General features: G+C 69.5%; 28 protein-coding genes and 2 pseudogenes. 12 read left to right on the top strand and 18 right to left on the bottom strand.

Features of this window, described 5'->3' with window-relative positions; all coding sequences use genetic code 11:
* The first annotated feature begins 942 nt into the window (after nt 1-942).
* The gene (locus ABZ842_RS37395) at nt 943-1,074 is read left to right on the top strand and encodes a hypothetical protein (protein WP_361547825.1); all 132 of its coding nucleotides are present in this window, start codon (nt 943-945) and stop codon (nt 1,072-1,074) included.
* 17 nt (nt 1,075-1,091) lie between these two features.
* Here the strand turns inward: ABZ842_RS37395 and ABZ842_RS37390 are convergent, their stop codons facing one another.
* From ABZ842_RS37390 to ABZ842_RS37375, 4 genes are all read right to left on the bottom strand, one after another.
* Nucleotides 1,092-1,337 carry a hypothetical protein gene (locus tag ABZ842_RS37390; protein ID WP_361547822.1) on the bottom strand — a complete coding sequence of 82 codons (246 nt, stop codon included), beginning with the start codon at nt 1,335-1,337 and terminating at the stop codon, nt 1,092-1,094.
* Nucleotides 1,338-1,513: 176 nt separating this feature from the next.
* Nucleotides 1,514-1,801 carry a hypothetical protein gene (locus ABZ842_RS37385; RefSeq protein ID WP_361547819.1) on the bottom strand — a complete coding sequence of 96 codons (288 nt, stop codon included), beginning with the start codon at nt 1,799-1,801 and terminating at the stop codon, nt 1,514-1,516.
* A gap of 150 nt (nt 1,802-1,951) precedes the next feature.
* Nucleotides 1,952-2,428 carry a macro domain-containing protein gene (locus ABZ842_RS37380; protein ID WP_361547816.1) on the bottom strand — a complete coding sequence of 159 codons (477 nt, stop codon included), beginning with the start codon at nt 2,426-2,428 and terminating at the stop codon, nt 1,952-1,954.
* Nucleotides 2,429-2,848: 420 nt separating this feature from the next.
* Nucleotides 2,849-3,085, bottom strand: coding sequence for a hypothetical protein (locus ABZ842_RS37375; protein ID WP_361547813.1), 237 nt, complete (start codon nt 3,083-3,085; stop codon nt 2,849-2,851).
* Between the two features lie 30 nt (nt 3,086-3,115).
* Between ABZ842_RS37375 and ABZ842_RS37370 the strand changes: the two genes are divergently transcribed.
* Nucleotides 3,116-3,454, top strand: a complete 339-nt coding sequence (locus ABZ842_RS37370; RefSeq protein ID WP_361547810.1) for a hypothetical protein — start codon at nt 3,116-3,118, stop codon at nt 3,452-3,454.
* A 696-nt stretch (nt 3,455-4,150) separates the two neighbouring features.
* Entirely contained in the window at nt 4,151-5,941 is a 1,791-nt protein-coding gene (locus tag ABZ842_RS37365; protein ID WP_361547807.1) for a hypothetical protein, read from the top strand.
* A 208-nt stretch (nt 5,942-6,149) separates the two neighbouring features.
* Here the strand turns inward: ABZ842_RS37365 and ABZ842_RS37360 are convergent, their stop codons facing one another.
* Nucleotides 6,150-8,045, bottom strand: coding sequence for a hypothetical protein (locus ABZ842_RS37360; protein ID WP_361547804.1), 1,896 nt, complete (start codon nt 8,043-8,045; stop codon nt 6,150-6,152).
* Between the two features lie 1,049 nt (nt 8,046-9,094).
* On the opposite strand from ABZ842_RS37360, the pseudogene ABZ842_RS37355 reads away from it, so the two are divergent.
* Nucleotides 9,095-9,217 (top strand): annotated as a pseudogene (locus ABZ842_RS37355) (site-specific integrase); the annotation flags it as partial.
* A 76-nt stretch (nt 9,218-9,293) separates the two neighbouring features.
* A complete protein-coding gene (locus tag ABZ842_RS37350) occupies nt 9,294-9,974 on the top strand; it encodes a hypothetical protein (RefSeq protein WP_361547801.1) in 681 nt (226 codons plus the stop codon).
* Between the two features lie 4 nt (nt 9,975-9,978).
* Here the strand turns inward: ABZ842_RS37350 and ABZ842_RS37345 are convergent, their stop codons facing one another.
* Complete coding sequence (locus ABZ842_RS37345) at nt 9,979-10,266, bottom strand: hypothetical protein (protein WP_361547798.1); 288 nt, start codon at nt 10,264-10,266, stop codon at nt 9,979-9,981.
* Entirely contained in the window at nt 10,263-10,886 is a 624-nt protein-coding gene (locus tag ABZ842_RS37340) for a hypothetical protein (RefSeq protein WP_361547795.1), read from the bottom strand. The genes ABZ842_RS37345 and ABZ842_RS37340 overlap by 4 nt, the downstream gene beginning before the upstream one ends.
* A gap of 328 nt (nt 10,887-11,214) precedes the next feature.
* Here ABZ842_RS37340 and ABZ842_RS37335 point away from each other — a divergent pair, with 328 nt between their 5' ends.
* Nucleotides 11,215-11,619 carry a hypothetical protein gene (locus ABZ842_RS37335; RefSeq protein WP_361547792.1) on the top strand — a complete coding sequence of 135 codons (405 nt, stop codon included), beginning with the start codon at nt 11,215-11,217 and terminating at the stop codon, nt 11,617-11,619.
* Nucleotides 11,620-11,786: 167 nt separating this feature from the next.
* Here ABZ842_RS37335 and ABZ842_RS37330 read toward each other — a convergent pair whose 3' ends face one another.
* The 6 genes from ABZ842_RS37330 to ABZ842_RS37305 all read right to left on the bottom strand — a co-directional run bounded on the left by ABZ842_RS37330 (nt 11,787) and on the right by ABZ842_RS37305 (nt 18,161).
* The gene (locus ABZ842_RS37330; RefSeq protein WP_361547789.1) at nt 11,787-12,146 is read right to left on the bottom strand and encodes a hypothetical protein; all 360 of its coding nucleotides are present in this window, start codon (nt 12,144-12,146) and stop codon (nt 11,787-11,789) included.
* Nucleotides 12,147-12,353: 207 nt separating this feature from the next.
* Nucleotides 12,354-12,659, bottom strand: a complete 306-nt coding sequence (locus tag ABZ842_RS37325) for a DUF6247 family protein (RefSeq protein ID WP_361547786.1) — start codon at nt 12,657-12,659, stop codon at nt 12,354-12,356.
* A gap of 162 nt (nt 12,660-12,821) precedes the next feature.
* Nucleotides 12,822-13,130, bottom strand: coding sequence for a hypothetical protein (locus ABZ842_RS37320; RefSeq protein WP_361547783.1), 309 nt, complete (start codon nt 13,128-13,130; stop codon nt 12,822-12,824).
* 153 nt (nt 13,131-13,283) lie between these two features.
* Nucleotides 13,284-14,024, bottom strand: a complete 741-nt coding sequence (locus ABZ842_RS37315; RefSeq protein WP_361547779.1) for a hypothetical protein — start codon at nt 14,022-14,024, stop codon at nt 13,284-13,286.
* A gap of 472 nt (nt 14,025-14,496) precedes the next feature.
* Nucleotides 14,497-17,160, bottom strand: coding sequence for a tetratricopeptide repeat protein (locus ABZ842_RS37310; RefSeq protein WP_361547776.1), 2,664 nt, complete (start codon nt 17,158-17,160; stop codon nt 14,497-14,499).
* An 869-nt stretch (nt 17,161-18,029) separates the two neighbouring features.
* Nucleotides 18,030-18,161, bottom strand: coding sequence for a hypothetical protein (locus ABZ842_RS37305; RefSeq protein ID WP_361547773.1), 132 nt, complete (start codon nt 18,159-18,161; stop codon nt 18,030-18,032).
* Between the two features lie 72 nt (nt 18,162-18,233).
* Between ABZ842_RS37305 and ABZ842_RS37300 the strand changes: the two genes are divergently transcribed.
* Nucleotides 18,234-18,647, top strand: coding sequence for a hypothetical protein (locus tag ABZ842_RS37300; protein WP_361547770.1), 414 nt, complete (start codon nt 18,234-18,236; stop codon nt 18,645-18,647).
* Nucleotides 18,648-18,776: 129 nt separating this feature from the next.
* Nucleotides 18,777-19,604, top strand: a complete 828-nt coding sequence (locus tag ABZ842_RS37295) for a DUF2690 domain-containing protein (protein ID WP_361547767.1) — start codon at nt 18,777-18,779, stop codon at nt 19,602-19,604.
* Nucleotides 19,605-20,131: 527 nt separating this feature from the next.
* Here the strand turns inward: ABZ842_RS37295 and ABZ842_RS37290 are convergent.
* The 3 genes from ABZ842_RS37290 to ABZ842_RS37280 form a co-directional block, all read right to left on the bottom strand.
* Nucleotides 20,132-20,674: a hypothetical protein gene (locus ABZ842_RS37290; protein ID WP_361547764.1), complete on the bottom strand. Its 543-nt coding sequence runs from the start codon at nt 20,672-20,674 to the stop codon at nt 20,132-20,134.
* An 86-nt stretch (nt 20,675-20,760) separates the two neighbouring features.
* Entirely contained in the window at nt 20,761-21,324 is a 564-nt protein-coding gene (locus tag ABZ842_RS37285; RefSeq protein ID WP_361547761.1) for a hypothetical protein, read from the bottom strand.
* Between the two features lie 240 nt (nt 21,325-21,564).
* The gene (locus tag ABZ842_RS37280; protein WP_361547758.1) at nt 21,565-21,894 is read right to left on the bottom strand and encodes a ricin-type beta-trefoil lectin domain protein; all 330 of its coding nucleotides are present in this window, start codon (nt 21,892-21,894) and stop codon (nt 21,565-21,567) included.
* A 507-nt stretch (nt 21,895-22,401) separates the two neighbouring features.
* Here ABZ842_RS37280 and ABZ842_RS37275 point away from each other — a divergent pair.
* A complete protein-coding gene (locus ABZ842_RS37275) occupies nt 22,402-23,136 on the top strand; it encodes a DUF6193 family natural product biosynthesis protein (RefSeq protein WP_361547755.1) in 735 nt (244 codons plus the stop codon).
* A gap of 70 nt (nt 23,137-23,206) precedes the next feature.
* On the opposite strand, the gene ABZ842_RS37270 is transcribed toward ABZ842_RS37275, so the two are convergent.
* The gene (locus ABZ842_RS37270; protein ID WP_361547752.1) at nt 23,207-23,620 is read right to left on the bottom strand and encodes a hypothetical protein; all 414 of its coding nucleotides are present in this window, start codon (nt 23,618-23,620) and stop codon (nt 23,207-23,209) included.
* Nucleotides 23,621-24,059: 439 nt separating this feature from the next.
* Between ABZ842_RS37270 and ABZ842_RS37265 the strand changes: the two genes are divergently transcribed.
* From ABZ842_RS37265 to ABZ842_RS37255, 3 genes and pseudogenes are all read left to right on the top strand, one after another.
* Nucleotides 24,060-24,365: a hypothetical protein gene (locus ABZ842_RS37265; RefSeq protein ID WP_361547749.1), complete on the top strand. Its 306-nt coding sequence runs from the start codon at nt 24,060-24,062 to the stop codon at nt 24,363-24,365.
* A gap of 217 nt (nt 24,366-24,582) precedes the next feature.
* A pseudogene (locus ABZ842_RS37260) lies at nt 24,583-24,994 on the top strand (Imm10 family immunity protein).
* Nucleotides 24,995-25,262: 268 nt separating this feature from the next.
* Nucleotides 25,263-25,550, top strand: a complete 288-nt coding sequence (locus tag ABZ842_RS37255; RefSeq protein WP_361547747.1) for a hypothetical protein — start codon at nt 25,263-25,265, stop codon at nt 25,548-25,550.
* A gap of 17 nt (nt 25,551-25,567) precedes the next feature.
* On the opposite strand, the gene ABZ842_RS37250 is transcribed toward ABZ842_RS37255, so the two are convergent.
* Nucleotides 25,568-26,578, bottom strand: coding sequence for a winged helix-turn-helix domain-containing protein (locus ABZ842_RS37250; RefSeq protein ID WP_361547744.1), 1,011 nt, complete (start codon nt 26,576-26,578; stop codon nt 25,568-25,570).
* Nucleotides 26,579-26,770: the final 192 nt, after the last annotated feature.

Below are 26,770 nucleotides of genomic sequence, written 5' to 3'. Positions count from 1 at the left end.
CACATACATCCAGTATGCGGTGACCCCTCCGCCTTGCGATGCACCGCATCTGACGCCGCGCGCTGATCCACCAGGGATTACGGGACAGCCCTTAGTCGGTGCTTTGTCAGCTGGTGCTGCGGGGACCGCCTCGGCGTCCGAAGTGGGTGCTTTAGCTCACCCTAGCGGTTGTAGCTACGAGAAGGTCGACCCTTGGGGTGCGGTTGCATCGTGCAGGAGCCATAACGGTGGCTCTTATCAAGCGATGGCCTTTTGCAAGGACCGGGAGAACGGGCGGGTTATTACGTCCTACGGGCCGTGGCGGCAGTACGGGTTCTCCCGCGCGTACTGCAATGGTAATACCTACGTCATCCAGGCGAGCGTGATGACCTCCCCCCGAAACAACACCTGATGAGCGGGAAACGAAAAGAGGAGTTTCGGAAATGAAGAAGGCTTATGTGACGCTGCTCGCCGCTGCAATGGCGGCCGTTTCAAGGCGACAGTCACCTGCGCGCCGCTCGACGGCGGTCCCGCCGTCACTCGTGATGCCGGAGCTTGGCAAACCCGCCAGGTCTCTCGCGTGTCCTGCCCGCCCCTGACGAATGTCGTCACGGGGGCCTACTGGATCAGGTCCTACTGACCACCGCCGGGAGAACGTCGACGACGGGCCTGGGAGCTTGAATATGCAGTGGTAGGGGTGTGGGCTGCAGGTCGTCTGCCCCTACCGTGAAGCCGGTTGCGACCGTGCCAGTACGGCAACGACGGACATCTCCCCCAACGAAACCGCGTCCCACCAAGCTGACCGGCACTCGGCCACGGTCAGAGTGGCTCTCCTGTCTCGTGACGGGAGAGCCACTTCGTGGCATTTCCCTGGGAGTTGACCCGGGTCAGGACAACCGGCTCCTGGCCGGCTGCAGCCCCGATGCCGACCGGGCTCCCCGCGCCCGCTGTATGGAGCGGCCCATGACGTCGCCGACGAAAAGGGCGACCCGGCTGCCGGGCAGCGGGATCGCGTCGTACCAGTCGCCGCCGACCCGCCCGTCTTTCGTGCTGCTGACGCTGTCGAGGCGTGATGTCGTGTTCGGGGCGGTGTAGGAGGCGGAGTCGTTGAGTCAGGTCCGCAGCACCCGCAGGCATTCGCGGAGGTCCTCGTCATCGGCCGCTTGGAGGTTCTTGATGCCCGCGGTCCTGATGAGCCGGGACCGGACGTGGTCGGCGGGCTTGCCGACAATCCCGGCGACCGCCTCGCCCCCGCTCTCCGTCCGGGAGCGGAGGGGCGCGCCGCGCAGGCGGGCGATCTCGGCGACGGTGGGGAAGTCGAGGGTGGCCATGTCGAAGGTGACCGCTTCGAAGGTCATGCTGCTCCCGCTGCCCGAACCCGTGTGTCCCGCCACCATGACGCCGGTCCGCGCAATGAAGCCGCCGCTGTCACCGGTTCGGCGCACGGCAACCGCCTCCAGGAGGTCACCGGGTGCTGCCGGTTGACGGCCCGACGGCAGCACCAGCCGGCGGGCCGAGCCGAGTCGCCAGGGGGCTATCCGAGCGCGGCGCGGCTGGTCTCCGTGACCACCACGCGGTCGCCCCGTTCGCCGTTGGCCGGGTCCACGACTTCCACCAGGCCCAGCTCGTGCAGCCGGATGTAGGCGCGGTAGAGGCCCATCTGCTGCTCGTGCCATGCCTGGCGGCGGGGATCGTCCTCGGCTGCGGACGTGGGGAAGTTGGGCGGGTGGATGCTGTGGAAGTAGTCGGACGCCACGACGGGGCTGTCGGCTTCGGAGATCCGGCGCAGCAGTTCGCGCTCGTCAGCGTTGTTGAGGGTCATACGGCGACGCTACGTCGATCGCACCGGCGCGTGGGTCCTCTGCGACGGCGACACGACGCTGGCCTTCGGCGATTTCCTCGACTCCCTGGACGGCGCGCCCGCAGACATGACCTGGCTGCTTTCGCGCGGCGCACCATCCGCTCCGACGGCCTACGGGTAGTCGTAGACGGTGGTGGCGATGGAGCGGGCGCTCAGGGTTGTGGTGATGATCGGCTCGATGCGTTCCCACGTGCCGCCGGCGAGGCCGCAGCCGATGCGGGGCATGTGAACGGAGGCGTTGTTGGCGAGGGCGTGCTCGGCGATGGTGTTCAGGCAGCGTTCGACGGCGTCGTAGCGGATCGGCGGACCGCCGCTGCCCCGCTTCATCCCGTGCTGCGCGATCATGTTGGCGACCTGGATGTCGGATCGGACGCGGATCAGCTGCACGGCGCCGAGGGCGAAGTCGTTGCCGGCGCGCTCGCGGTGCCAGCGGCGGTACTCGCGCTCCGGCTCTGGCCAGTGACGCGAGATCGCCAGGACGAATCCCTTACCCCATCCGCCGAGGTCGTTACAGATATGGGCAATGACCTTTGGGCCCTTCGCCTGGGGGTTGGTTGCATCACCAGCAACGATCTTCAACGGAAGCATCAGGTCATGGTCCGCCTGACCTGCGAGGAGAAGCCACTACTTTCTCTCGTGCTGCGTCCAGCGCCCCAGGCGGGGCCGCCGTAGCCACCCGGTGGGGTGCGGAGCTCCGCGGGCGCGGTTGGCTGCGAGGCCAGGCGACGGGCCACCTGCGACGCGTGACCAGTCTGACCGGACTCCTCGACGAGTTGGACGCCTGGTCCACGAGCCGGCTGGAGCCCCACGCGGACAATGGTCTGCCCTGCGGCAGCTGCCGGCGACGGTGACCGGTCAGTGGCCTACCACATGGTCCCGCCCTGGACCCGACCATGGTCGGCGGTGGTGCTCCTGCGGCTGCATGCGGCGGTCCCGGGTGACGCCGGCCGTCATCTACCAGGTCGTGGACGTGGCGTGCGAGGCGGAACGCGGTGGCGGCCCGAGCGCTCACCGGACGCCGTGCGGGAGTTCGCCCCCGAACAGCACCACCGGGCCCTGCTCGACCGCGAAGGAGATCGGCTGGCGACTGCGGCGCGCACGGGTCGCGGGCGGGCTCGTCCTCACCATGGCGTGCGCGGACCGCACGACGACGGCCCGCACCCGCGCCCACCGCGCGCTGGTGACGCGGGCGCGGGCGGCGATGTCCAGGGCGTCGCGCAGTGTCTCGCTCGCGTGGACGGGCAAAGAGCCGGCGGTGGCAGGGAGTTCGGGTTCGTGAAGGTGGCGAGCGTCCCGTTGATCACGGTGAATCGACGGGGGGTGTTACGGCTCGGCGTGCTGATCGTTGAGGTTGTTACGGGTATGCGTGAGGGTCTGCGCCCGCCGGAAACCGCGGAGGGAGGCGCGGAGTCGACGGCCGTCGTCAGTGTCGGGGATCTTGATTCGCTCGGGGTTCATGGAGGCGAGTTGCGCGAGGGATTCGGCCGGATCGTGGCCGCGCAGTTCCGCGACGTGCACGCGGTACAAAACCTTGTAGAGAGCCTGCGAGATGCCGTAGGCAGAGCCAGTGGCGTAAGGGGTCAGTGCCGCCAGCAGCTCCGGGAGTGGATCTGAGGCTCGGCTGGCCCGCCGACGGCGATACGCCTTTTGTCGGCACGCGGCACCGCAGTACGTAGAATCTGCACGCCCAGCCGTAACGGGCTCGCCGCAGGAGCCACAGGGGCGGCCCGAATCCCGCCCCCCGTTACGCTTCCGCGTGACGGATGTGCGGCACGCCCGCGAGCACGTCACCCCCCGCATCAGCCCTTCTGCCCCGCGCACCACGACCAAGCCGCATCCGGCGACACACGCCTGGGGCGGGAGAGCAGCCCCGCGGCCGGCTAGACCCGACCATTCGGCGGACTCAGACCGGCGTGCGGAGGCCACCCGGGTCAGACCCGAATCCGGGTCCGGACGTCCCCGCTCGTAGCACGGCTCACAGATCAAGAAGCGGGCGAACTCCCTGCCGCGCCCCCGAACCCGGACACCGTCAACAAGATGCGCCACATCACCGAGGAGATCGGTTCCGCACATCATGCAGAGCCGAGAACCTTCACGTATACCCATAACAACCTCAACGACCAGCACGCCCAGCCGTAACGCCCCAGCTGATTCGCCAACCGGTCGCGGTGGCTACGTTCTTCGCATTTGGGCGCGACTGTCCGTGACGGTCGTTAGGGTGAATGGCTGAGGGGATCTATCTCCCCTCTTCGCCCGCGGGGGGCTTCTGCGTGCGGGGAGAGCTGGGCTGTGCTGGCGAAGGGGCTGGCGATGGGCGTTGACTACCGGCAGATCCAGACGGCCGTTCTGGCATATCCCGAGTCCGACGATCCGGTGATCTGCCCGACAGATGCCGACGAACTGGATGAGTTCCGCGAGGAGTTCTCCGCGACCACGTTCTGGTGCGGCGTTCTGCTGGGCGGGTGTGGCGGCCAGCTCCTGACCCGGCGGGGCAATGTCCGCGTCAGCCACTTCGCCCACTTCCCCGATCCCGCCGGGCTGCTGCCCGAGTGCGGCCGTCGGTCCCGGGGCGTCGCGAGCGCGGACCACCTGTACGTGAGGGCGGCGACCCAGGGGTGGCTGCGCGGCCAGGGGCACAGCCCGCGCTACCGCTACATCGACCGCGATGATGCACCGGCTGGGTCCCTCGTGGAGATCACCGTGAGCGGGCACACGCTCCTGCTGCACATGGACACCGCGACGCCGCCCGACTGGGACGCCGCGAAGGCCGGCGACATCATCCTCGGACCGGGCGTCCAAGTCGACCGCCGAACCCTGGCCCGCCGGGGCTACGTCAACCGCGTCAAGTTCGTCAGCGAGGGCAACCGGCGGGTCATGATGCTCGGCACCGAGCTTCCGCGTGTGGGCACCGACTGGGACTTCGAGCTGGCGGACTGCACCGTCGACGAGCAGGGCCGGCTCATCACCCCCGTCGTCACACGCCTTGAAGCCGTACGCGACGCCAAAGAACGAGCCCCCGTGCCGCGACCGCGCCGCAAGAAGACGAAACGGCCGGTACAGATCGGGGCTCTGACCCGGCTCATCAACATCGCCGTACAGAAGAAGGAGACCGCCGCAGTCCGAGAGCTACGGGACACGGCGCTGCTCCAGGTGGGTCGTTGCGAGGGGGAGGCGCTTGTGCATCTGCAGCGCGCGATCGACCTTGCGAACGGCTGGATCGATCAGCAGGACCGTGTCCGCCGGCGGTTTTTCGCCGGACTCGAAGAAGCGGTCCGGCACGGTCACGTTTTCAAGGTCTCGAAGCTGACGTCGCAGGCCAGCGGGATATTCCTGGGGGAGGCGGCGGTTACTGCGCAGGAGGCGGGCATTCTCCAGGCGGCCGAGACGTTCCTTCGCGAAGCACGCCAGCAGGCTGCCGAAAAGCAGCGGGCAGCGGACGAAGCGCGGAGGAAGCGTCGCGAGGCAGAGGCCCAGGAGCGCAAAGCGCGCAACATCACGCGGGGGCGGGTCCAGAGCATCACCGGCCGTCTCCGCCGTGAGGAACTGTCCATCGAGCAGCAGAAGCAGCTCGTCGAGGACCTGGTGCTTGCGGCGAAGGAGGCCGGGGACGACCTGTCCGCTGCTGAGCAGCACAAGGTGGACGAGTGGGTGGCGAGGATCGCCGCCCTTGCAGAAGAATCAGGCACGGCGAAGAACACGTACCCGGCCGGACCACCGCAGCCGGACACGATCTCAGCCCCGGGCAAGCTGTCGCCGCGGCTCGTTCCCGCCGTGGCGGCTGTCCGCGGAGCTTTGAAGAAGGCAGCCAGGGAGCGAACCACGACCAGCTGGAGCCGACTGGAGCACCAGCTCGGCTCCGCGCTCCCCTCCCTCAGCAACAACGAACGCATCGAGGTGCTGGTCCAGGTCGACCGCTCCACGCCCAGCGACGAGCCGCTCCTGTCGTCCGTGCTGGCGGCGGGTGACCCGCACTTCGCCTACCAGTACTACCGGCACGTCCTGGGCGCACTCGGTCTGGACGCCCCAGATGACGACGAAGACCTGCGGGAGGTCGTCGAAGCCGACGCTGAGCAGGTTTTCACCACCTGGCGCTCCCGATAGAGCCGGCCGGAAGACGCAAGGACCTCACGCGACGTCACACGGCCCGAGGTACAGGCGGGCGCGGTCTCATCCGCGCGCTCGGCGCGGCCCTGGCGGGATCGCACCGCGCACAGGGCCTCGGGGCGCGGGCCTGCAGCAGGCAGCACCGCCAGTTGACGGGACGAGCGGCGAATGAAGCCGAGCCGCACCGGGTCCGGGGCGCCGGAGGTCAGATGGAGAACGGGCCACCGCGCTGGGACAGGACGGTAGGGCGGCTGGCCTGGTCGAGGATGGCGTGCCGCCACGCCGTGCGGCTTCGGTAGTGGGCCGAGTCCAGGCGCTGGGGGTTGGTCTGCCACTCCGCCAGGTGCTGCACCACGGCGTCCAGCACGACGGCTTCCCGCTCGGTGATACCCGCAGATCCGGTGTGGTGGAGGGTGTCGACGGCGGCCAGGACACCTCGGTACGGCAGCAGCGTTACCGGGTCCTGTGCCTCGACGGCGCGTTGGAGGGTGGCGAGCAGTTCCGGGAGCGCCTCCGCCTCTGGCTGCGCGAGCACGGCCGCCGGGGAGGTGAGGAGCCAGCTGAGTAGGACCTCGGCCTCGGCGGCGTTCACTCGCACCCCGCCTCCGGCGAACAGGTGGTGGAACAGGCGGAGTAGCAGGTCCAGGCGGCGGGGCTTGGCACGGCGGTCGTACAGGCAGTGGGCGCAGAGCCAGCCCAGGGTAGCGAACTGCCGTCCGCGCGGCTGGTGGAGCCGGCCGACGAGCTCCCCCGCCGTCACCGGGGTGGTGCACAGGTGGCAGGAGGAGTCCGCCGGGGCCGGGCGGGTGCGCATCGCTTCGGGGATCCCGCCCGGCGCGGCCTCCGCCGTCGTGGCGCGGACGTGGTCCCGGTAGGTGTTCGGGTGGTGGACCCAGTCCTGGGCCTGGCGGATCCCCTCGCGCAGCTGCTCGTCGTCGGCGTCGGCGCGCGCGTGGACCCCCATGACGTAGTTCAGGCGCGCCTGGACGAGCGCGAACGGTTCACCGCCCGCGGCGGCCACCGGGCCCACCCGCCCGTTCAGTTCCCGGCGCAGCTCCCCGCCGTGCATCCGGTCGAGTTCCGTGTCGGACAGCGGCGCGCGCCGGGCGGCCCCGCCGAGGGGGACCAGGGCCGGGTCGGCGATCCACCGCTCGACCAGGGTGAGGCCCGCGGCGAGGTCGGCCAGGGTCGCGCGGTCCCGACTCCGGACCCTGGTCTCCCGGTTGATCAGCGTGTTGATCTCCCGCGCCGGGCGACGCGCTGCGTGCCCGGCCTCGGCCGCCCGCTCGTTCAGGATCTGCCGGGCCCGCCAGTAAGTGAGGCGGACCGGCGGCTCGCACGAGCCGCATTCCGCCCCGGCCTGGGCGGCGGGCTGCTGTCCGCACGCGGCGCACACGAAGCCAGGGCACTCCCCGCACAGGGTGTCCGCGCCTTCGGGGACGTCGAGGTACGCGCCGGGCGGTAGCTCGGCGCGCAGTTGGTCGCCGACCGAGCGACACCGGCCCGTGCACCGCTCCAGGGCGAGGTCCATACCCTCCTGCTGGACCAGGGCCCGGCGGACCACCAGAAAACCCGGCCGGTCCCCGGGGTCGAGCACCTCGTGCGCGGCGGTCCGGTAGGCGTCCATCAGCCGGTCATCCGCGCTGTTGTCGACCTTGCCGTCGTCCAGACACCGGCACGGCAGCCGATTCGCGTATCCCCAGAACGTGACACCGAACAGCCCGCACCAGGGGCACAGCGTCCACCGGTACGGGCTGCCGCCGCTGCTCGCGTACATGCCCAGGTCGTGACGGTGCCACGGCCCACCCGTGAGGTCACGGCACGGGGTGTACCCGTCGGGGATTCCGCCCAGGCACAGCAGAACTTCCCCCTGCCACTGCTCGTCGACCTCGATCCGCGGGCCTCCGACCGGCTCCTCAACGTCGACGTCGTTCCAGGGCTCCCACACCTGCTCGCTGCCGCTCACCGCGGCGGTGAACCGGCCCCACCACGACGGCGCCGACTCCTCCTCGGCGGCGAACCAGATCCGCTCGCGCGGCAGCCAGAACGCCGGCGTACACATCGCCCCGTCGGCGGCGGGGAAGGACCGCGGCTCATACACCCACGGAACGCTGAGGGCATCGAAGAACACTGACCATCGGGCATGCAGTTCGGTACGGAATCCTGTCGTGACCACTTCGTACGCCATGAACCCTCCCTACGGGAACGCGATCCGCCGCGCCCACGATGGCCCGGTCGCCGGCCGGCGACCGGGCCGCGTCACCGGTTCAGCCCTCAGGCTTCGCCCCACGGAGGGACGCCTCGGGATCCCGGCTGACAGCACCACGCTCTTCCAAGAGGACGTACGGCGGAATTCCTCCAGCGCCACGACCCACTCCCTCTCGAACGCCGGCACTCACCAGTCCACGCGCCGGTCAGCGCGCAGATGGGCGAGGAGTCCGGCCGAGCCGCGGTCGGGGGCAGCCTCGTTCGCGGGAACACCACGCCCGCTTCTTAGCCGGTTTATCAGCTTGGATCCATTCCGGCCGGTGCGGGAAGCCCGGTACGCTGCCGATCATGGCCGAACAGGCGATCTTGCACGGGGGTCCGGCGAACGGCCGGGTCGTTGGCATCAAGCGGACCAAACACAGGCGGTTCCCGGACCACCTGGCGGTGGAATACGTATCCGCAGACGGGTCCGCCGAGTGGGTGGTTTCCGACTGGCTGAGGCCCCGGGGGCCTGGGGCGGAGGTCTACCTGCAAGGGCTATGGAACGGCAGCCACGAACCCGCACAGGATGACGAGGGGCGCTGGTACTACCTTTGGCGCGACCCCCGAGAGCACGGGCCCAGCCGGTTGTACGGCCAGGCGGACCCGGAGTGACCGAGCGTCAGCGCGCCGCGCAGGCCCGAGACCAGGCCGAGGCTCACGGTCTGACCCGAGAGGCCGGCCACTTCACACACCCCGCGGCCGTCTTGCCTGTCGGCCACAGCCCCTCGTCGCACTCGCCGCAGGCGACTGCTCGCCGGTCGTCGCAGCGGAGGCGGTCCCTGCCGGTGCCGAGCGGCAGCCCGTCGTCACACCGGGCGTCGCCGCACTCCTGACCTGCGACAGGCCACGGGGCAGGAACCAAGTGGTGATGGCATGCCCGAGAATGCGCGGCCGGAGTCCTACCTCGGCGAGCAGGGCGCTTCCGTGCTGATGCTGATGGCGAAGTCCCGGCACAAGAAGCCGGAGAAAGTCCGCCGCTACTTCAAGGCGTCGCCCGAGGCGATTACCGAGGTCACCAGCCTCTTCGGCCGGCCTGGGCCGAATGGGCGGCCCGGCCCGGTGGCCCGCCTCCGGGTGGGGCCGGCGGCGTTGAGTGGTTGTGGAACTGGGAATCACGGAGTCGTCCGTCACGATCAAGACCCTGTCGGTGAACGGCAAGCGGATGTCGAAGGGGCTCTACAGCCAGCTGCCGCAGCGCTCGATGCTGGCCGAGCGCGACAGCGCGGTGGTGGGCCACCCCTGGGGCCGTGTGGTGGACCCGAAGTGCTGCCATGACGCCCGGCGCAGGCCGCACTGGCATGTCCTGTACGAGCACGACGGCGAGCTGTTCGTATGGGTGGCGCTGAAGCGGCAGGAGGACGCGCCCTGGCACCTGCGGGACGGAGCGTACGAGCCGCGCTCGCAGGCGGGCACGGCGTTCCTGGACGCGTGCCTGCTGGAGACCCATCTGGGGGCCAGTGACTTCTTCGAGGGAAAGGTCTTCGGCCTGGTCCGCGACGAGGAGCTGATCACCACGATCGAAGGCGTCAAGGTTTGCCTGACCTGTTCGGGGGAGGCCAATACCCTCCGGGCGGCCAGGGAGAGGTGGCCGCATCGCTACACCAGCGTCGGGGATGCCGAGAAGGAGCTGCGGTCCGTGTACGAGAGGCGGGGCAAGGGCGCCCGCGAGCTCTACCCGGAGCTGGTGGCGGACGTGAAGCTGGTGAAGCAGGCCCGGTCCAACTACGCGGCGGCGCTGGAGATGGTGGCCGAGCTGCCTCAGCTCTTCCTCGGCGCCTGAGCGCTCAGCGCGGCCGACGCGGCGCGGGAGGCGGGTCGCCGCACTCCCGGGCCATGGCCTCGGCCTTGGCGCGCAGGGCCTCGGCACGGTCCTCGGCGTCCTGGGCGAGGTAGCGGGAGGACTCGTCGCCGACGGCGTCGACGAGCCGGTGCAGCAGCGCCGCCCGGCGTTCCAGGTAGTCCAGGCGGATGTCGGTCGTGGAGCGGCGGGAGTTGTAGTGCTCGGTGTCGTTCAACAGTCCCACCAGCTCCGCGATCAGCAGCCGGTCCGTGGCCGGCTCGACGGCCGTCACGACGGTGCTCCGGCGAGGGCGGCCAGGCGCTGCATCTCGTCGACGTCGTTGTTGCAGCACTTCCCGCACACCAGCCGCCGCCTTTTGGGTTGCTCGGGCAGACGGACGTCGAACGGTGCCCGGTCCTTGTCCTTGTCGCGCAGGTCGTAGTCGGACTCCGCGCAGACCAGCCGGGCGGCGCGGGCCTGCTTTTTCGACCAGGCGGGCCATTCCACCGACAGCCGCATGGCGGCGATGACCATGCCGTCGGCCCGGGGCTGGAGCACCGTGAAGTCCCAATGCGGAGCGTTCTCGGGGATGTTGGCGACGGTCTGCTCCAGCGACGGCATCCAGGGGAACAGGTGGGGCAGGTCCTTGCGCAGGATGCGAATCTCCTCGCCCTCGCGCATGGCCTTGCTGTAGGAGGAGGCGAGCGGGAAGCGGAAGGCCGTCACGATCGTGTGCGGGACCTGGAGCAGGTCCAGGTCTTTACTGATGTCGGCGGCCGTCGCCTTCCACTCGCCGCAGTTGGCCTCCCGCCGCAGGGCGAGCCTGTCGGCGTTCAGCTTCCCGGACGCGTTGATCGTGCTGACGATCCGCCGTTGCGCGGCCCGTGCCTCCGGGGCGATCGCTCCGGCCATATCCGTCTCCCTCATCCTCGCCGGCGTCCACGGGCGGGCGCCGTTTGCACGGAACAACGATGCAGGCCCGGATACGAGCCGGTCCGACTTTCCGCCTGATCGGCCCGCGCCGACTACTTTCCTACAGAGCCCTCTTGAGCGGGGACGGTGGTACCAGGGGCTTTCGCCAGCCCCTGGACCCGGCTTCCGTCGGCACTCGCCGTGGCGTACGTCGTGCGCGTCGGCGAGCACCGCCGCCGGGCGCACCTCGCTCGCGCCGACTTCCCGGCCGAAGGCCGGAAACGGTTAAAGGCCGCAGTCGAGCCACGATCTTCGAGATGCTGACGGCATGGAACACAACTTGAGGTGCGGACGCTGCGGGGACGAGGCTCCACGCGACCTGGCGAACACGGACGCCGCGGACTGGAACGTCCAGTGGCAAGCGGGCCGCCTGACCGGGGCGATATGTCCGGGCTGCCAGACCCCGGCGGACTCCGCGGAGGCCGAGGTGAACGCGGCCGAACTCCGGGTCGCGGCCGAGGACGGCGGCCAGTTCTTCGCGGACCCCGTGATCTGCATGACCGGCACGATGACCGACCCGGGAACCATCCTGTACGGCGAGGAACATCTCCAGAGGGTGCTCCGGACCGGCCAGGCCGAGAACCTCGGGGCGATCGAGCAGTTACCCCCGGGCACGCGCTGCGTGCCCACCGTGGGCGGGGTGCTGATTCACCCGCCTCGGTCAGTCCGATGAACCGTGGGGGCGGAAACGGTCGAAGGCGGGCCTCGCTCCCGAGATCGGGGAGCGAGGCCCGTCCGCTGACGCCTCGGGCGGGGGAAGGTCAGGGACCTACCAGCCTGTGCAGGGCCGGTGCGCTCATCCCTCCCATGATCGCCTGGCCGGGTGAAGGGCCGAAGTCTTCACCACTTCTCGGTCAGTGCGTCGAGGGGATCGTCGACGCGGGTGCGGGTGATGCGGTCCGCGGTCGCGATAGCGTCGGTGATCCAGGCGCGGGCTCGCGTGGTAGTGCCGAGATGGGTGGCGAGGATCGCGGTGATGTCCTTGAGCTGGTCTTCGCGGTTGAAGACGTCGAGGACCAACGCGGCGAGCGGTCCGAAGTCGCCGTCCTGGGCCTCTTGGACAGCAGAGGACATAGTCGAACGTATGCGGTAGATGCCAGCGGCTTCCTTGAGTCCGCGCCAGAACCCGGCGTCGCTGTGACCGGGAAGGTCGTTGAGGAGGGCGGCGAACTGATGCTCGTCGTCAGTCACGGTCGGCATCCTTCATATTGGGCGTCCCGCCGTTCATCGTGTGCGGGGCGGGGTCATGTGGGCGTGGGGTAGGGCGCTGCGGGTGAGCTCGGTGCCCTGCTTAGTGGTCCTCCTTGAGCAGCGCGGTCATCCCCTTGGGCGCGTTCCAGTGCTCGGGCAGGGTGTCGAGGGTCTTCGCGGCCGGGGCGGAGAAGCGGACCGTGTACGGCTGTTCGGTCACCGGTGCCTTCTCCGGAGCTCCGCCATGTCGATGAACGCGCTGTTGTCGTAGCCGGAGGCGACGAACGCGTCGACGGCTGGGGCGGAGGCGAGGCGGCCCTTCCAGTCCTGCACGACTTCGTACAGCGGCGCGAGGGAGAACGTACGGCGGGACTCCTCCAGCGCCGCGGCCCACTCCCTCTCGAACGCTGGCACCCACCGGTCCGCGCGCTGGTCGGTGCGCAGCTGGGCGAGGAGCTCGGCCGGCGCCCCGGGCGCGGGGGCGTACGGCGTGACGGGGGAGTGGTCGGGCTGCGCGCTCATCGGCTGGTCCTCCCAGTGGCAGGTCGTCACCTCACGGTACGCGCGCCGGGTGGCCGTGGATGCGGGCGTGGAGGGATTCCGCTCCTACCGCGGGGTAGGACGATAGGGCACACACGACACTCCGTCCGGCACCCCCTGCTCGTCAGGTGGACAGTACCTACATCAGCGGGTACCGAAGCGATCGCTCAGATACAGCAGGACCCGACGGCAGCCCGCTTCGTCCAGGCCCTCCAGGGCGTCGATGCACTCCTGCAGGGCGTCCAGTTCGTCCTGGGACGGCTGTGTCGGCAGGTCGGCCTTGGAGCGGAACTCCTTGGCCAGTTCGGAGACCCAGCCGACCGACCAGCCGGTGATCTGGGCCAGGCGCCGCACGGTGGTTCCGTCGGCGACTCCCGTACGCACCGCCTCTGTGGCGGCGTCCTGCGCCATCCGGGCTGTTGGGCGGGCGGCTACGGCCGTAGAGGAAGACATGCGGGTGACGGTAGGCCGTAGCTGGGCGGCTCCTGTGGAACGTCGCTCGGACGAGGGCGAGCCCGGGGCGTTGCTGCGGCTACAGTCCACGCGACGGGGGGCCCGGAGCCACTGGCATTGGCTCCGGCCCCGTCGTCTGGCGGCGCGGACGGGTCAGTCGGTGTCCTTGTGCGGTTCGAGTAGTGCGAAGTACATCTCACGCTGCTGCTCGGTCAACTCGCCGTCGAGCGACAGCGCGGAGCGCAGCGCGCTGAGCGTGTCCGCCGCCGGCATCTTCCACGTCGTGTGGGCCTGGCGCTGGATCTCGCCGATCGTGGCGTACGCCTCGCCGGGGAAGCACCGGATGTACCAGTCGAGCATCTTGCCCACCGACGGCGTCAGGTTGAGGTGCCACGACTCCGGGGACGACTCGGCGTCCTTGTCGTCGCCCTCGGAGTCGGCGAACATCTCGACGGTCTCGGCAAAGTCGTGCAGCACCGCGGCCCGCACGGTGCGCTCGAGGTGTTCGGTGGGGACGATCTGGTCGAGGCCGGCGGCCACCGACCAGGCGAGCTCGCCCGCGATCTGGGCGACGGACTCCTTGTTGCGGTAGCGCAGCGCCCACCGCTTGCGCACGTCGGGCCGGTCGTGCAGGGCGTGTTGGAAGTCGGCGGCGAACCGGTCGCGCACCTCAGCCGCGCCCGGCGAGAGGGCGTCGCGGTCGCCGGCGGACATGGCGTCCCCGACGCCCGTGTAGGAACGCTTGCGGGCCTCCACCCAGTCGTCGACCACCTCGCCGACAATCCCCGTCCCGACGGCGCCTTCGGCAGCGCGGGCCTGCTCCGCATCCACGTCGCCGCCTACCGCGTGATGTACGAGATCAGCGACCAGCAGATCCGCGTCAGCGTCATCCACCTCGGACGCGTACGCTGACCGACCCGTCATGTGCCAGACGGCGCTCCCGGGTGCGTCCCGCGCCACCTGCTGTTGAGCGAATCCGGTTCGGTTCAGCTTGGGGTAAGCGCGGCGGGACAGCTCGCGCATCGCCTTCGTCTGCCGTTCCACCGCTGCCGCGACGGCCGGGTCCACCCGGGAGGTTCGGGCGGCTTGGCGGTTGCCTCGATCGCGCGGCGGTAGCCGTCCGGCGGCGGCCGCCGTGGCAGGGCCGATCCTCACGGCCGCGGGCGACGCGAGTTCCTGCGCGAAACCCGCGAGATCCTCCACACCGCGGATGGCGCCCGACACAGCCGTACGCCTCGATCGCACGCTCCACCCGCCGAGCCCCTCTCGGGAACCGCGCCAACCAGAGCCTCCGCTCACACTGTGCGACCGCCCGCCGGAGCAGACGGCAGGCGCACAAATTCGAAGACGCGGTGAGACCAGTACGTCAATCCTCGTCCGGCACCGCGACCGCTCCGTCTCGGCCGTGCATACGGTCGAAGATTGGGTTGGCGACGGAGATGTCCCGCTCCATGATGTCGGCCTCCTCAGTGCGGCCTTCCGCTCGGAGGGTGCGGATCACGTCGTGGGCAACCGCGGCCTCGTTCCATTCGTACGAGCCGGACCTATAGATCTCCAGCGCGGCGTCGAAGTCGGCACGGGCCTCCGGGTACTGGCCAAGTTCGCGGTAAGCCACGCCGCGCAAGTGACGTGCCATGGCGCCCGCATAGGCATCGCCAGCTGCAGCGCAGACGTCCACGGCGCGAGTGAGCGGTGCCTCGGCGTCCTGGGGACGTCCGGCACGCAGGTGCAGCCAGCCGACGTCCCGCTGGGTGTGTGCCACCCACATCTCGTTGCCGAGCTGCTCGAACAACGCGATCGCCTCGCGGGCGGTGGCGACGGCGTCATCGAGCTGTCCCATGCCGGCGAGGACGCGAATACGGGCGTTGTTCACACGGCTGACCCATAACCGCTCGCCCATCGGGCCGAAGATGCCCTCCGCCCTGCTGTAGCAGTCGAGTGCCTTCTGGCGCTCTCCGAGGAGCCGGTAGATCTTGCCTAGGGCATACTCGGTGGCGCCTTCCCAGCGGCGGTCGCCGAGGAGCCTGAAGTCGTCCCTGGCCGATTCAAGCAGCGGGGCCGCCTCCGACGGACGGCGCAGATAGCCCAGTGTCTCGGCCAGGGTGCGCCGCAGACGTGCCTGAGCCCTCAGGTCGCCCACCTGTTCGGCGATACGCAAAGCCTCCCGCTGGCTCTGCTCGCCTAGCTCCGGCTTGCCACGCCAGCGCTGCAGCTCGCCCAGCAGCTCGAGGGAGCCGAGGGTGTGCCAAGAATCGCCGGCCGTGCGGAGCCGATCCACCGCGACCGTCATGCGGTCAAGGGCGGTGCGGTAGTCGCCTTTCACGGAGTGCGCCCGGGCGACCACCATCACGTCCCGGGCCCCGGGTCCGTCCACTGCATCGTCGCTGTCCAGGACTAGGAGCGAAAGCGCCCTGTCCGGGTTGCCTTCGGCCAGGGCAGCCCTCGCTCGTGCCCTACGGAGTCCGGCCAGCACCCGCGACCTGGTTTCCCCGGGAGCGTTGAAGATCCAGTCGGCGGAGTTCGGAGCGAGAGTGATGTCGTCGAGGAAGTACGACAGCCCCTCACCGATCTCCGCCGCCACCGTGATCAGCCCAAGGTTTCGCGCACGGTCGATTGCCCAGCAGAGACGGTCCTGCTCTCCGGCGACCCACTCGGCGGCCGTCATCGGCGAGTCACGGAGGCCCGCCACGTACTCCGGGTCGACTTCGGCGCGCAGTTCCGGGGCACGCTGAGCCGCCCAGTGGACAACGGCGTCCCGGTAGGCCCGGACCAGGCGCTCCTCCAAGGCCTTCCCCTCCTCCGGCGGCAGCTCTTCGTACTGGCGGGCGGCGAAGACTCGGATCAGGTCGTGAACACGGTAGCTGCTTTCGGAGTCGCCGCCCCCTTCCCCGTCCTGTGTCTCCATCATCGCGGCCTCGACCAGTTCGTCGCCGGCCACGAGACCGGCCCCACGGGTGGCCTCGAGCCGGACGAAGTGCCAGTCCGTCAGCCGGCCTGCGGGTAAGGAGGCGAGCATGGCGAAGGAGGATCGAGTGGTCGGCGTGAGCCCCTGGAAGCTGAAGATGAAGCAGGCGGTCAGGCTGCGGGTGTCGAACTTCAGGTGGTCCAGGCGGCTTCTCTCGTCCTCCAGGAGAACGCGCATGCGGCCGAGACTGGAACCGGAGCGCTGCTTCAGCTTGCAGCCGACCAGCCGCAGGGCCAGCGGGAGGTTGCCGCAGAAACGGATGATGTCTATTGCTGCCTCCATCTCGGCTGCAATGCGTTCCTGCCCCGCGTAGTGGGAGAGCACGGCAAGTGCGTTCCGGTCGTCCGGCAGATGGACCGGGACCGGATCCCGCTGGGTGATGCTGTTGACGGAGAGCGCCCGCCGGGAGGTGATGAGTACCGAGCACCCGGCGCCGGTGGGCAGCAGAGGCTCGATCTGGTCCGTACTGTGCGCGCTGTCCAGAAGGACGAGTAACCTCTGGCCGACGGTGAGTGACCGGAACATGGCCGCCCGGTCGTCGACGGAGTCCGGCATGTCCTCCCGCGCTACATGCAGGCTGCTGAGCATGTGGCCGAGGGCGTCCGCGCTGCTCCTCGGAGTCTCCTTTCCACCGTGGAGGTCGACGTAGATCTGACCGTCCGGGTAGGCGTCCTTCACCTTGTGTGCGGCGTTGAGCGCCAGGGTCGATTTTCCCACGCCGGGCTGACCGTGTACGACGACGAGCTTCGACTGGCTCTCGGTGCCGCTCGATGGGAGCGTGCGGTTGCTGGGCGCGGGCACGTCTCGGAGATAGACGCACAGACTGTCCAGGGCAGTGGCGTCGCCCACCAGTGCTTCCCTGGTGGGAAGTTGGCGGGGTGGCAGCGCCTGGGACACCGTCTTCTGGGCAGGCACCTGAGCCTGGACGACCATCTGTTCCACCTGCATGGCGACCGCGTTGGCGACATCACCGCCTGCGACGATCGAGCCCCGCTCGGCTCTCAGTCCCCCTTGGCCCTGCTTTCTGTCGCGCCCTGAGCCGCGCCGCCACCACGCGGCACTCACCTGGGCCCCTCGTACGCCGAGGAACCGTCAACATCGCCACCGGCGGCAATCGACCCGCCTTCCGCCCAAATCCCCACTCCCGGCGGCGGACCCGCTCCAGGATCCCGCGGGGCGCCGACGCTTCGAGACCGAACATTTCGCACGCTCCCGCCCGCAGCGATCGACCCATCACGCGCCACCGCCGCACCCGATGAGCGCTGTCGCAAGTGCGCCACCAGTGACAGAACGAAGCCGGCGATGGTGAAGAACAAGCTCAGCACACTGCTCAGCTTGTCGGCCCGGTCCAGGCCTAGGAGCATCATGAACACAGCCAGGGCGACAACCCCGATGAGCAGGCCCGCCCAGCGCAGCAATTGCCAAGGATTCACCGATTGATGATGGCACATCACCTTCTACGGAAGGGTCGGAACGGTCGAGATCTGCCACCAGAAGTGCACCTGCGGCGACTTCGCCCGCCACTCAGGTCCCCGGCGCCTACCGGTTCCTCCTAATTTATCGGTTTACGTCGACGGCGAGCCTCGAGAACAGGCGACAAGCACGCAACGCTTCGGCTTCGGGAACCTCGCCAACCTGCGCCTCCGCTCACACTGTGCGTCCACCCGCCGGAGCCGATGGCAGGAGCACCCCCCACTAAATCTGACTCCTGGGCGACGGTCCCACCGGGGCCGGCTGGCAGGTCACCGACAAGAGCTGCACCTGCCGGTGCGACCACAAGCACGGCAACTGCAGCGTCGACTTCCTCGACCCGCCCACGGGAATCGCCATCCACTACGGCAACGGCCGCTGGGGCCGCACCGCCGACCAGGCCCACCACCAGCGCATGGTCGAACTGAACGACAAAGCCTTCGAGTGAGAGCGTCCGGCCCGGGTCAGCCGCGGACACGGATGGTGACGTAGAGGTCGCCGGGGTCGCCGCCGTCCTGTCCGGGCGCACCGAGCCCCGGGAGCAGAAGCATCTCGTCGAGGAGTTGGTTCTTGCCGCGAAGGAGGCTGGAGACCACCTGTCCGAGGCTGAGCAGCACAAGGTGGACGAGTGGGTGGAATGGATCGCCGCCCCCGTGGAATAACCTGGCGTGGCCGAGAAGGCCTTTCCGGCCGCGCAGCCACAGCCGGACGCGATCACGGAGCCCGCCAAGCTGCCAGACCGTCTCGTTCCCGCCGTGGCGGCTGTCCGCGGAGCCTTGAAGAAGGCGGCCCGAGAGCGGACCACGACCAGTTGGAACCGACTGGAGCACCAGCTCGGCTCTGCGCTTCCCTCTCTCACCAGCAACGAGCGCGTCCTGGCGCTCGCCCAGGTCGACTGGTCCACGGCCGGTGACGAGCCGCTTTCGTCCCTGTTGGCAGCGGGCGACCTGCACTTCACCTACCAGTACTACGGGCACGTCCTCACCGCACTCGGCCTGGACGCCCCGGACGACGACGAAGACCTGCGGGATGTCGTCGAAGCCGACGCCGAGCAGGTCTTCACCGACTGGCGCTTCCGCTGACCGGCCGGACGGAGCGCACGAGCTCACCCGGCCTAACGCAACGCAGGAACGCTGGTCGCCCCGGCTTGCCCGGCACGCTCGGTACGGGCGCGGCGGATCGCGGGCCGCGCGCACGGCCTCGGCGGCCTGATGCTGCTGAGCACGGATGTCCTCGAGCGACGTCGGCACCTCGCCCTCCTGGTCCTGCTCGACGTCGGGGAAGGCGGTGGCAGCGAGCTTGCGACGGACCTGCTCCTGCCGTACGACGACGACGGCCAGGAGCGGTGCGGGCAGCGCGACGGGGGCCACTCAGAGAAGACGGAAGCCCCACGGCGCTCTCCTTCCTCGAGGGCGCCCAGGGATCGGAGCGGCGGGGCAGGTAGGGCAGGTACGACCGGATCGGTCGGAGGCCAGCTCTACGCATGGCTCGCCATCACTCTGGAGAGTGGTTTGCCTGTGCCGCTGTTGTGGGTGCTTCACCCGGGCGGCTATGAGATGAAGCGCAATATCCACCTTCCTCCTGGTACACCGAAGGGATCCGGCATGGCCATTCGCCGTTCAGCTCTCTCCTCCCTTACCGCGGTTGTCGCCTCAGTCCTGCTTCTCACTCCCGCCCTGCCCGCCGCAGCCGCAGCGCCGGCGTCGTGCAGGGGTTCCTCGTGTACGGGCAAGAACCCCCAAAGCGAGGGGTGCAGCTCCGGTGCCCGCGTCATCGCCCGGGTGACCCCTGCGGGCGGCGGGCCGGAGGTGGAACTGCGGAACTCATCCCGGTGCAGTGCCGCGTGGGCGCGCATTCAGAAGGCCAACAGCAGCTGGCGATTCAAGATCGAGATCCGGCGCGGGAGCTCGTACACCGCGAACGCCTCGCCCTCCTACGCCGCGTACACACGGATGGTCGGGTCGAGCAACGCCTATCGGGCCTGCGTGGAGATCTACGACGGCCGAGGGGGGAGCTGGTCCTGCACCAGCTGGCACTGACGCCGCAAGGGCGCGTCGGCGCCCACACGGCCAGAAATGCGGTGCAGGGCTTCGGCTGCTGCGCGGCCGCCGTTCTTGCGGGCTGCCTCTTCGTGGTCCGCAAGGCGACCGGGCCAGGTCACGCTGCTGGGCTGCTGGTCCTGGGACATCAGGCCACCGCCCCGGCGAGCTCGGGATCGCCGCCATGCTGCGCACCGTGATCCGGGAGTGGGACGGGCAAGTACGGCACCTCCGGCTGCTCTCCTGGGCATCCTCAGCCTGCCGTACCGCGGGGATCGCCGACAGAGCGCGTAGAGATGCTGCGGTCTGGAGGGAGGTACCCATGCCCTCAGTGCTCCCGGTGCGCCGCTGCGGCGGCCTCCGGCATCGGCGATGGAGCCCATCGTGATCCGCTACGTTCACCTCGAGTTGCGTGCCGTGGTTGGGCCTGACGGGGCGGATGCGGTGTACCGCGATGCGTCGGCCTGCTCGACGGGATCACTCAGGTGGTTCAGGCGCGGTGCCGCCGGACACGGCGTTTGTGGACGTCACGGGGCGCGTCGGTGTTTCCAGCGCGTTCCCCGGGACCTGGCCGCGTTGGTGTGGCTGCGGGTAGCCGGGGTGTACAGCGTCGCTCGGCGGCCACGCCCGCAGCCTCTCGGCCGGTGGCAGGCCGGCCACGGCGTCCGCCGCAGCGAGGTCCAGAACCGCGCGGGCCAGCAGCGGACCCATGTCCAGGACGGCCCCAGGAAGACCGTCTCGTATAGGATGCGGACCCATCCCGGTAGGCCCGGTAGCCGGCGTACCCGAGGTCGCCGGCGTCCTTCAGTAGTTCCTCGGCGACCAAAACCCAGTCTCCTGGTGCTGGTCTCCGCGACAGCGCTCTCGGCGGCCAGGAACGCGTTGTGCGTGGCGGTGTCTTCGACGGCGTCCGGGCCGGCTGCCTCCAGGTCGGCCAGGTCGGTGATCTGCTGGAACTGCTTGCACTCGGCGGCGATGTCGGCCTCGATGGCCGTGTGGACCTTGGCGGCGACGGCCGCGACAGCAGCCGGGCCGGCCGACCATGTGGCGGCGAGGAGGCCGTGGGTCATGCTGTGTCCGGGGCGGTGCCGATGGCGCCGGCCGAGCGGAGCGAACGCCCGAGGTCCTTGGTGAGGATGCGGGGGTGTCGCCGCCACTACCACAGGTCGGGGCCAGGCAGCCTGTGGAACTGGTCGAGTGCTATGCCGTCGTCGTCGACGGTCGCGGCCTTGTACCGGTCGTCCAAGGCTTTGATCTGCGGGGTCCAGAGCTGGACGATGTGGTCGTCCAGCAGGAGCCACGCCTCGTGTAGCCAGTCCAGCACCTGCTCGCGAGTCAGGTCCTCGAGGGCCAACTCCTGGTCGTCATCGACGTCCACGGTCTTCGGGGCCGGAACGGTGGCGGCCGACCGGGGCGCGAGCATGATCGTGACCACCGACGCGGCCGGGACCTCGGCCTCGGGCTGCGCGGCCGCGGCTTCGGCACGGGCCTGAGCTGCGTCGGCCTGCCTCTGTCGGTACTGGTCCCACTCGTGCGCCTTCGCCCACGCCCTGGCCGTCACGTCATGGTGCAGCTGCGCGGCGGTGGCCGCCCGCCGTTCCGCCTCCGAGGCACCGGGCATCGCGGCGTCGACGGCGGCCGCGACCGCGCGGCGCTGGTCCCGGCGGTCAGCCTGCTTCTCCTCGCACCGGGGGCAGTCCTGCCCGGAGTCGAGCAGCACCCGGTCGTCGCACCGTAGTCGCCGCACTGCTGGCGCTGCGGCAGACCGACGCCGATCAGCCAGTCCACCGGATCCTTGATCGGCCCGGTCAGCCGCATCTGGTCGGCCGGACGCCGGGCGAGCCGGTCGGCGAGGACCTGCGGCGCATCGGCGCGGCCGGCGAACCCGACCACCCTGCCCAGCTCGCTGCGGGCGCCGGCCTCCACCAGGCGGCGGGCGGCCGGACGCTCCAGCCGGCGGTCAATTGTTGAGAATGATCTTTTCCCCCTGGATGAGCCACCGCTGGTGGCCGGTGTTCATGCAGGTGTTGAGGCCGGCCGAGGTGCCGTCGCCGGACAGGCACCGGGAGCTCCCGGCGAGCCTGATCTTGTCTCCCTCGATGGTCCAGCGCTGCTTGCCGGTGTTCATGCAGACGTTGACGAAGACCACGCCGAGATTTCCTTCGGACAGACACCGGCCCGCCAGTGGGGCCGCCGGCTCGGCGGGCGCGGCGATGGCGGGTGCCGGCAGCGCGAGGACCACCAGCGCGAGCAGCGCGGACAGGAAGAACTTGTGCGTGGTCCTGGCCATGGAGTGAGCCCTTTCGGCAGTCGGCGGATCTGCCCCGGCAGGTGGGCATGCGGCAGCCCGGACGGTTGGATCCGGTTGCGTGGTGTGCCTGGAGTGATGCCCTTGATCGTGGCGGTGGGGGTGGTCGCTGCGAAGTCCGATATCCGCCGCCTGCGGATGAGGCCGAATACGCATGCGCGGACCGCTGTCCCGGCACGAGTGGTGCGGCCGGAACGCGTGTGCCCGCCCACCGCGCGCCGCACTCGACGGGCCCGGCGGGATCTCCGCACCCCGGTGAGCCGGTTGGGACGCCCGGCGGGTGCCGTACCCGCGGAGTGGGTCAGTACCCGGTTAGGCTGATCAGCTCGCCGAGCCTGGTCAGCAACCAACCGACCAGTTTGGTGATCGGGCCGCCGGTGCGCAGCTGTTCGTCCAGGCGCCCGGCGAGATGGTCGGCGAGGACTTGCGGTGCGTGCGTACGGTCCGCGAAGCCCTCGACCGTTGCACTGGCCTGGCAGACTCGATCACGTGTCCGAAGAACTCGCCAGTGACGCAGCGCCGAACGACCCCATGCACAAGTACCAGATGCTGTATCCCGATGTTGTCCAGGCGGGCTCCTTGCAGAACGCCCTGCAGGTGGTGGCCGATCGTGCGGGACACGATCTTGCGGTTGAGCTGACGTCCTCCCCAGGTTGGCGCTACGTAGCCGCGCAGGTGGAAGCCGACGGCCGCAGGGCGTATGCCCTGATGGCTCGTGACGAGCGCTGTTTCATCGTCGACTGTTGGACCGGTGGTGTCCACATGGCCACCGGCAACACCCAGGACCTGTTCGCGGTTGCAGGAGCGTTCGACTTCTGGCTGCAGGGACCCCAAATCCGGGAACTCGTTGCGCAGTGGCCCTTCCTGCGGACCTGGGAACTAGCCGAGGCCCATGAGCGTGGCGAGGCTGTGCCCGCGCGATGGCGCCAGCTACGCAAGGCCGCCGCGCGCACGCCAGACACGGCGCTGCATGATCTCGTCGAGGCCGCCTTCGAACAGGAGCGGCTTCGGGTCCTTTCACCCGGGCGGAGCATGTACTGGCTCACTTTCAGTCGCCGGGCCGCGCCGCCCATCTGCCACGACCTGCCGAGGGCCATGCCGCTCGGAGACGGCCGCTACCGGGTGCGATTCCCCGACGGAAGACTGCAAGAGCTTGACAGCGTGACCAAGGCCGTCGCTGCCATCATCGAAGGCCTCCCCGACGATGCTGTTCCACGATCTTGAAGCACACCGTGGGTGGATAACCAGATGAGCGACTCTGGCCACCACCACAAGTCCGAGCTGAGCCGATGAGCTAGGTGTTCACGGTGTGCAGGGACTGTTGGGCGCCGCGCAGCGTGGTGCGCAGATGTCGCTGGTTCGTTTGGCTGTAGAGGTGCACGTCGAGGGCTCCGGGTAGGGAGCTGTCGGCTCGGAGTCCTGTGGGCAGGCGAAAGGGGTCGAGGCCGTCGCGTTGGGCGATGAGGGTGCAGAGTTCATGGCAGCTGAGGGCGTCGATCCCCGCAAGGTGATGGACGCCGGCCGCGCTGGTCGATACGAGCTCCAGGACGGCGGCGGTGGCTGGCCGGTCGAGGCCGCGAAGGAGGCCGAGCGCCGCGGTGACGGCGCCGGCGAGCGCCCCGCCGGGGAAGGCGCTGGGGCGGTCGGTGTGGTCGGCGGGCTGCGGCGAGGTAGAACGCGCAGAGGTCCGGACGGGCCAGGGTGGCAAGGACGCGGGGGACGTCGGCGGTCCAGGCGGTCGGGTCGGCGCCGACGAGGCGCTGCAGCACGCGGGCGTCGCCGTCGGCGCCCGTGTCCGGGGCCTGGGCGAGGGCGCGGTCGGCGGGCGGGCGGGTTCCCGCCCAGTGGGCCGTCAGGCCGCGCGGCCAGCCCGCCTGTTCGACCGACGGCCGGGACGGCGACGGCGCGAGGACGGCGGGAGCAGGGAGCGGACGCCGGCGGGGGTGAGGACACGGGCAGGGGGCGGGTGCAGCAGCGCGGTCAGCGCGCCGGGGCCGGCAGCGGCGAGGGACGGCGTGGTCAGCGCGCCACGGCCGAGCGGTGGCGTCCGGCATGCCCTAGCTGGGCTCACACGAGGTCGACCGGTGCTGGGGGCTGTCGTTGAAAGATCTTGCCGAGACGGTGCCAGGGCTGCGCATGATGTGTGGGTGGGACATCTGTCTGTCGACGTGCGTGCTTCGTTTCGGCTGTTCGCCTTCTACTTGGCGAACGGCACCATCGACGTCGACTTGCTCGACGGGTTCGACTACCAGTCGACGGTTTTTCACTCAGGCTCATCTTTGGAGCAGGTCTTCGCGATCTACGGCAATGTGCTGCAGGTCGACGAGAGCGGCATGGTGCTGAATGAGGGGGATGCGCAGTACCGGGTCGCCCAGTGGATTCGGGCGTGCTGCGACCCGAGCTACCAGGTCGAGCCGCCGTTCGAAGCGTGGGAGATGGAACTCCATCTCTAAGCACCGGGTGCACGTCGTCGTGGTGAGCATGTCCTGCAGCCCGATCGAGAGGACAGAGGATGACCGACCCGACCGAGCACGTCGGTGGGCGCACGGCCCAGGAACTGCGGAAGTACTTGCTGGGCCACGTGAACGAAGCCCTGCGTCGGCCGGGGATGTACGGCGGGGAGACGGCCTTAAGACGGACTCTGTCCGACCGTGCTGGTAGAACCTCGTCATGACGTTTCGATTCACTGCTCGCGCCTGCCTGCGTGGAGATCGACCCCGAGGGCTATTTCACCGAGGCAAGCCTCGCGGAGGGCGAGGACGGCAGCGGCTTCATCCTGATGTTCATGGCGGGCGAGGCTGAGCCCGACGACCAAGACGTTGCCCTGGGGATGGACACGCACTGCCTGGTCACAGCCGGGCAGGGGACCGCCTACGGGTGCGTGCGCGAAGCCGTCCTGGAGGGCAACGTGCTCCGTGTCGTGCTGGATCCCGAATCGTTGGAGAACCTTCGGCTGGACGACAGCGAGATCGAAGCCGTCATCGAGGCACCCGCAGGAGACATCGCTCGCTTCCGAGAGGTCCTTGCTCAGGTACTCACCTACGGGCGAGCGGACGCCATACCAGCACAGCTCACGGTCTGACCCGAGAGGCCGGCCACTTCACACACCCGTGGCCGTCTGGCCTGTCGGCCACAGCCCCTCGTCGCACTCGCCGCAGGCGACTGCTCGCCGGTCGTCGCAGCGGAGGCAGCCCCCGCCGGTGCCGAGCAGCAGCCGGTCGTCACACCAGTCGTCGCCGCACTCCTGACCTGCGACAGACCGCGGGCCAGGAACCAGCCGACCGGTTTGGTGATCGGGCCGCGATGAGCAGCTGTTCGTCTAGGCGCCGGGCGAGACGGTCGGCCGGTGCGTGCGTACGGTCCGCGAAGCCCTCGACCGTGCTCGCGGCGCGCTGCGTGCCTACCAAGATCTGCGGCGGGACCGGCAGCCGAACCCCGGCTGGACGTCGGAGGAGCAGGCCGCGTACGACGCGCCCGGCCCCTGGCCCCACGACCCCGCCCCGGTCTTCGTGAACTCCACCGACGCCTGGACCGCGAGCGGCGGCTACCGGATGGAGCCCGCCGACGGTCCACCGTGCCCCGACCTCATCCACCTCCTGGGCGATCGGCTCATCGGGCTGCCGACGGCGGGTAGTTGAACCTGGGCCGTCACCGTTCATGTGGGTGGTGGGGCGTTCAGCAAGGTGGTGCCGAGGTGGGTGGGGCTGTGGAGCGCGGTGTTGCGGTGGCGCGCGGTGTGGACCAGGCCGGCTTCTCGGAGGACGGTGGTGTGTTCGCTCGCGCTGGCGGGGGCGATGCCGACGCGTCGGGCGATCTCCCTTGTGCCGCAGCCGGGGTGTTCGGCGATGGTGCTCAGCACGGCGGCTCTGGTTCTACCGAGCAGCGCTGTAACCGCGGTCGGGGCCTTCGTGTCGGTCGGCTTGGGAGTCAGGGCCGTCAGCGACATTAGCGGGTGGTGCTGTCCTGCGGGGTAGGTGACCACCGGTTGGGAGTCGCCTTCGAAATTTACCGAGGAGGAGGTCGTCAGGAACGTCGAGGGGACGAGGAGAAGTCCCCGCCCCTCCAGATGGAGGTCGTACACGGCCTCCTTCATCACGGTGCGGATCTCCAACACCGGTGGGTTCCATCGCATCCACCGCGGATTCGCCTGGGCGAGCAGGTGCTCCACGCCGCCCGTCAGCATCTGTCGTGCGCGCACTGTGCGGTCCGCCGCGTGGAGGTCGGTGATCGACACCCAGTGCGGTTCAAGCAGCTGAGTGTAGAGCTGGCGCCAGCCTTCGAGGAGGTCGTCACGGAGCTCGGCGTCGTCAGCCAGTCGGCGTGTCCAGGAAGGGACGGGCCATCGCTGCGCCATCGAGCTCACCTCCGCCGCGATCCTTCGGCCGGGAGTGGCCCGCACGTGCTCCAGTACCTGGTCGGGCGAGCCAGTCATGAGAGGGCAGAAGAATTCAGGTGCCACACCGATTCCCGGGGTGAGAGCCAGGGCCAGCCGTGTCTGGGGGGAGAGTCGCGGGATCGCTTCCCGGCGCCAGGCGTCGAGCCGAGCGGGCTGGCTCCGCCTTTGCAGCGCCCGTGCCGCTTCGGTGAGTTCGACCATCGGCAGCGGCGCCGTGGCGACGTGGGTGCGGGTAAGGTCCTGGGCGGTGAAGTGGATGCGGTAGACCATGGCCCCCTCCGGCGCCGGCGGTGCCCACCACTGTCTCGGAACTCCGCTGTTCGGACCAGACCGAATCACGACGCAGGGCTGGTCACCTGCCGGAGAACCTAGACGAGTAAGTCCGAAGTCTTCGTGCGCATGAAGCGAGGGTCTCGTTGATCTGTTTGTGACGACAGAACTCGAAACCCTCGCGACAGCACT

The sequence above is a fragment of the Streptomyces sp. NPDC047315 genome, from assembly GCF_040643215.1.
In the GTDB taxonomy this organism is placed as follows: Bacteria; Actinomycetota; Actinomycetes; order Streptomycetales; family Streptomycetaceae; genus Streptomyces.
This window is presented reverse-complemented; position numbering and strand designations above follow the sequence as displayed.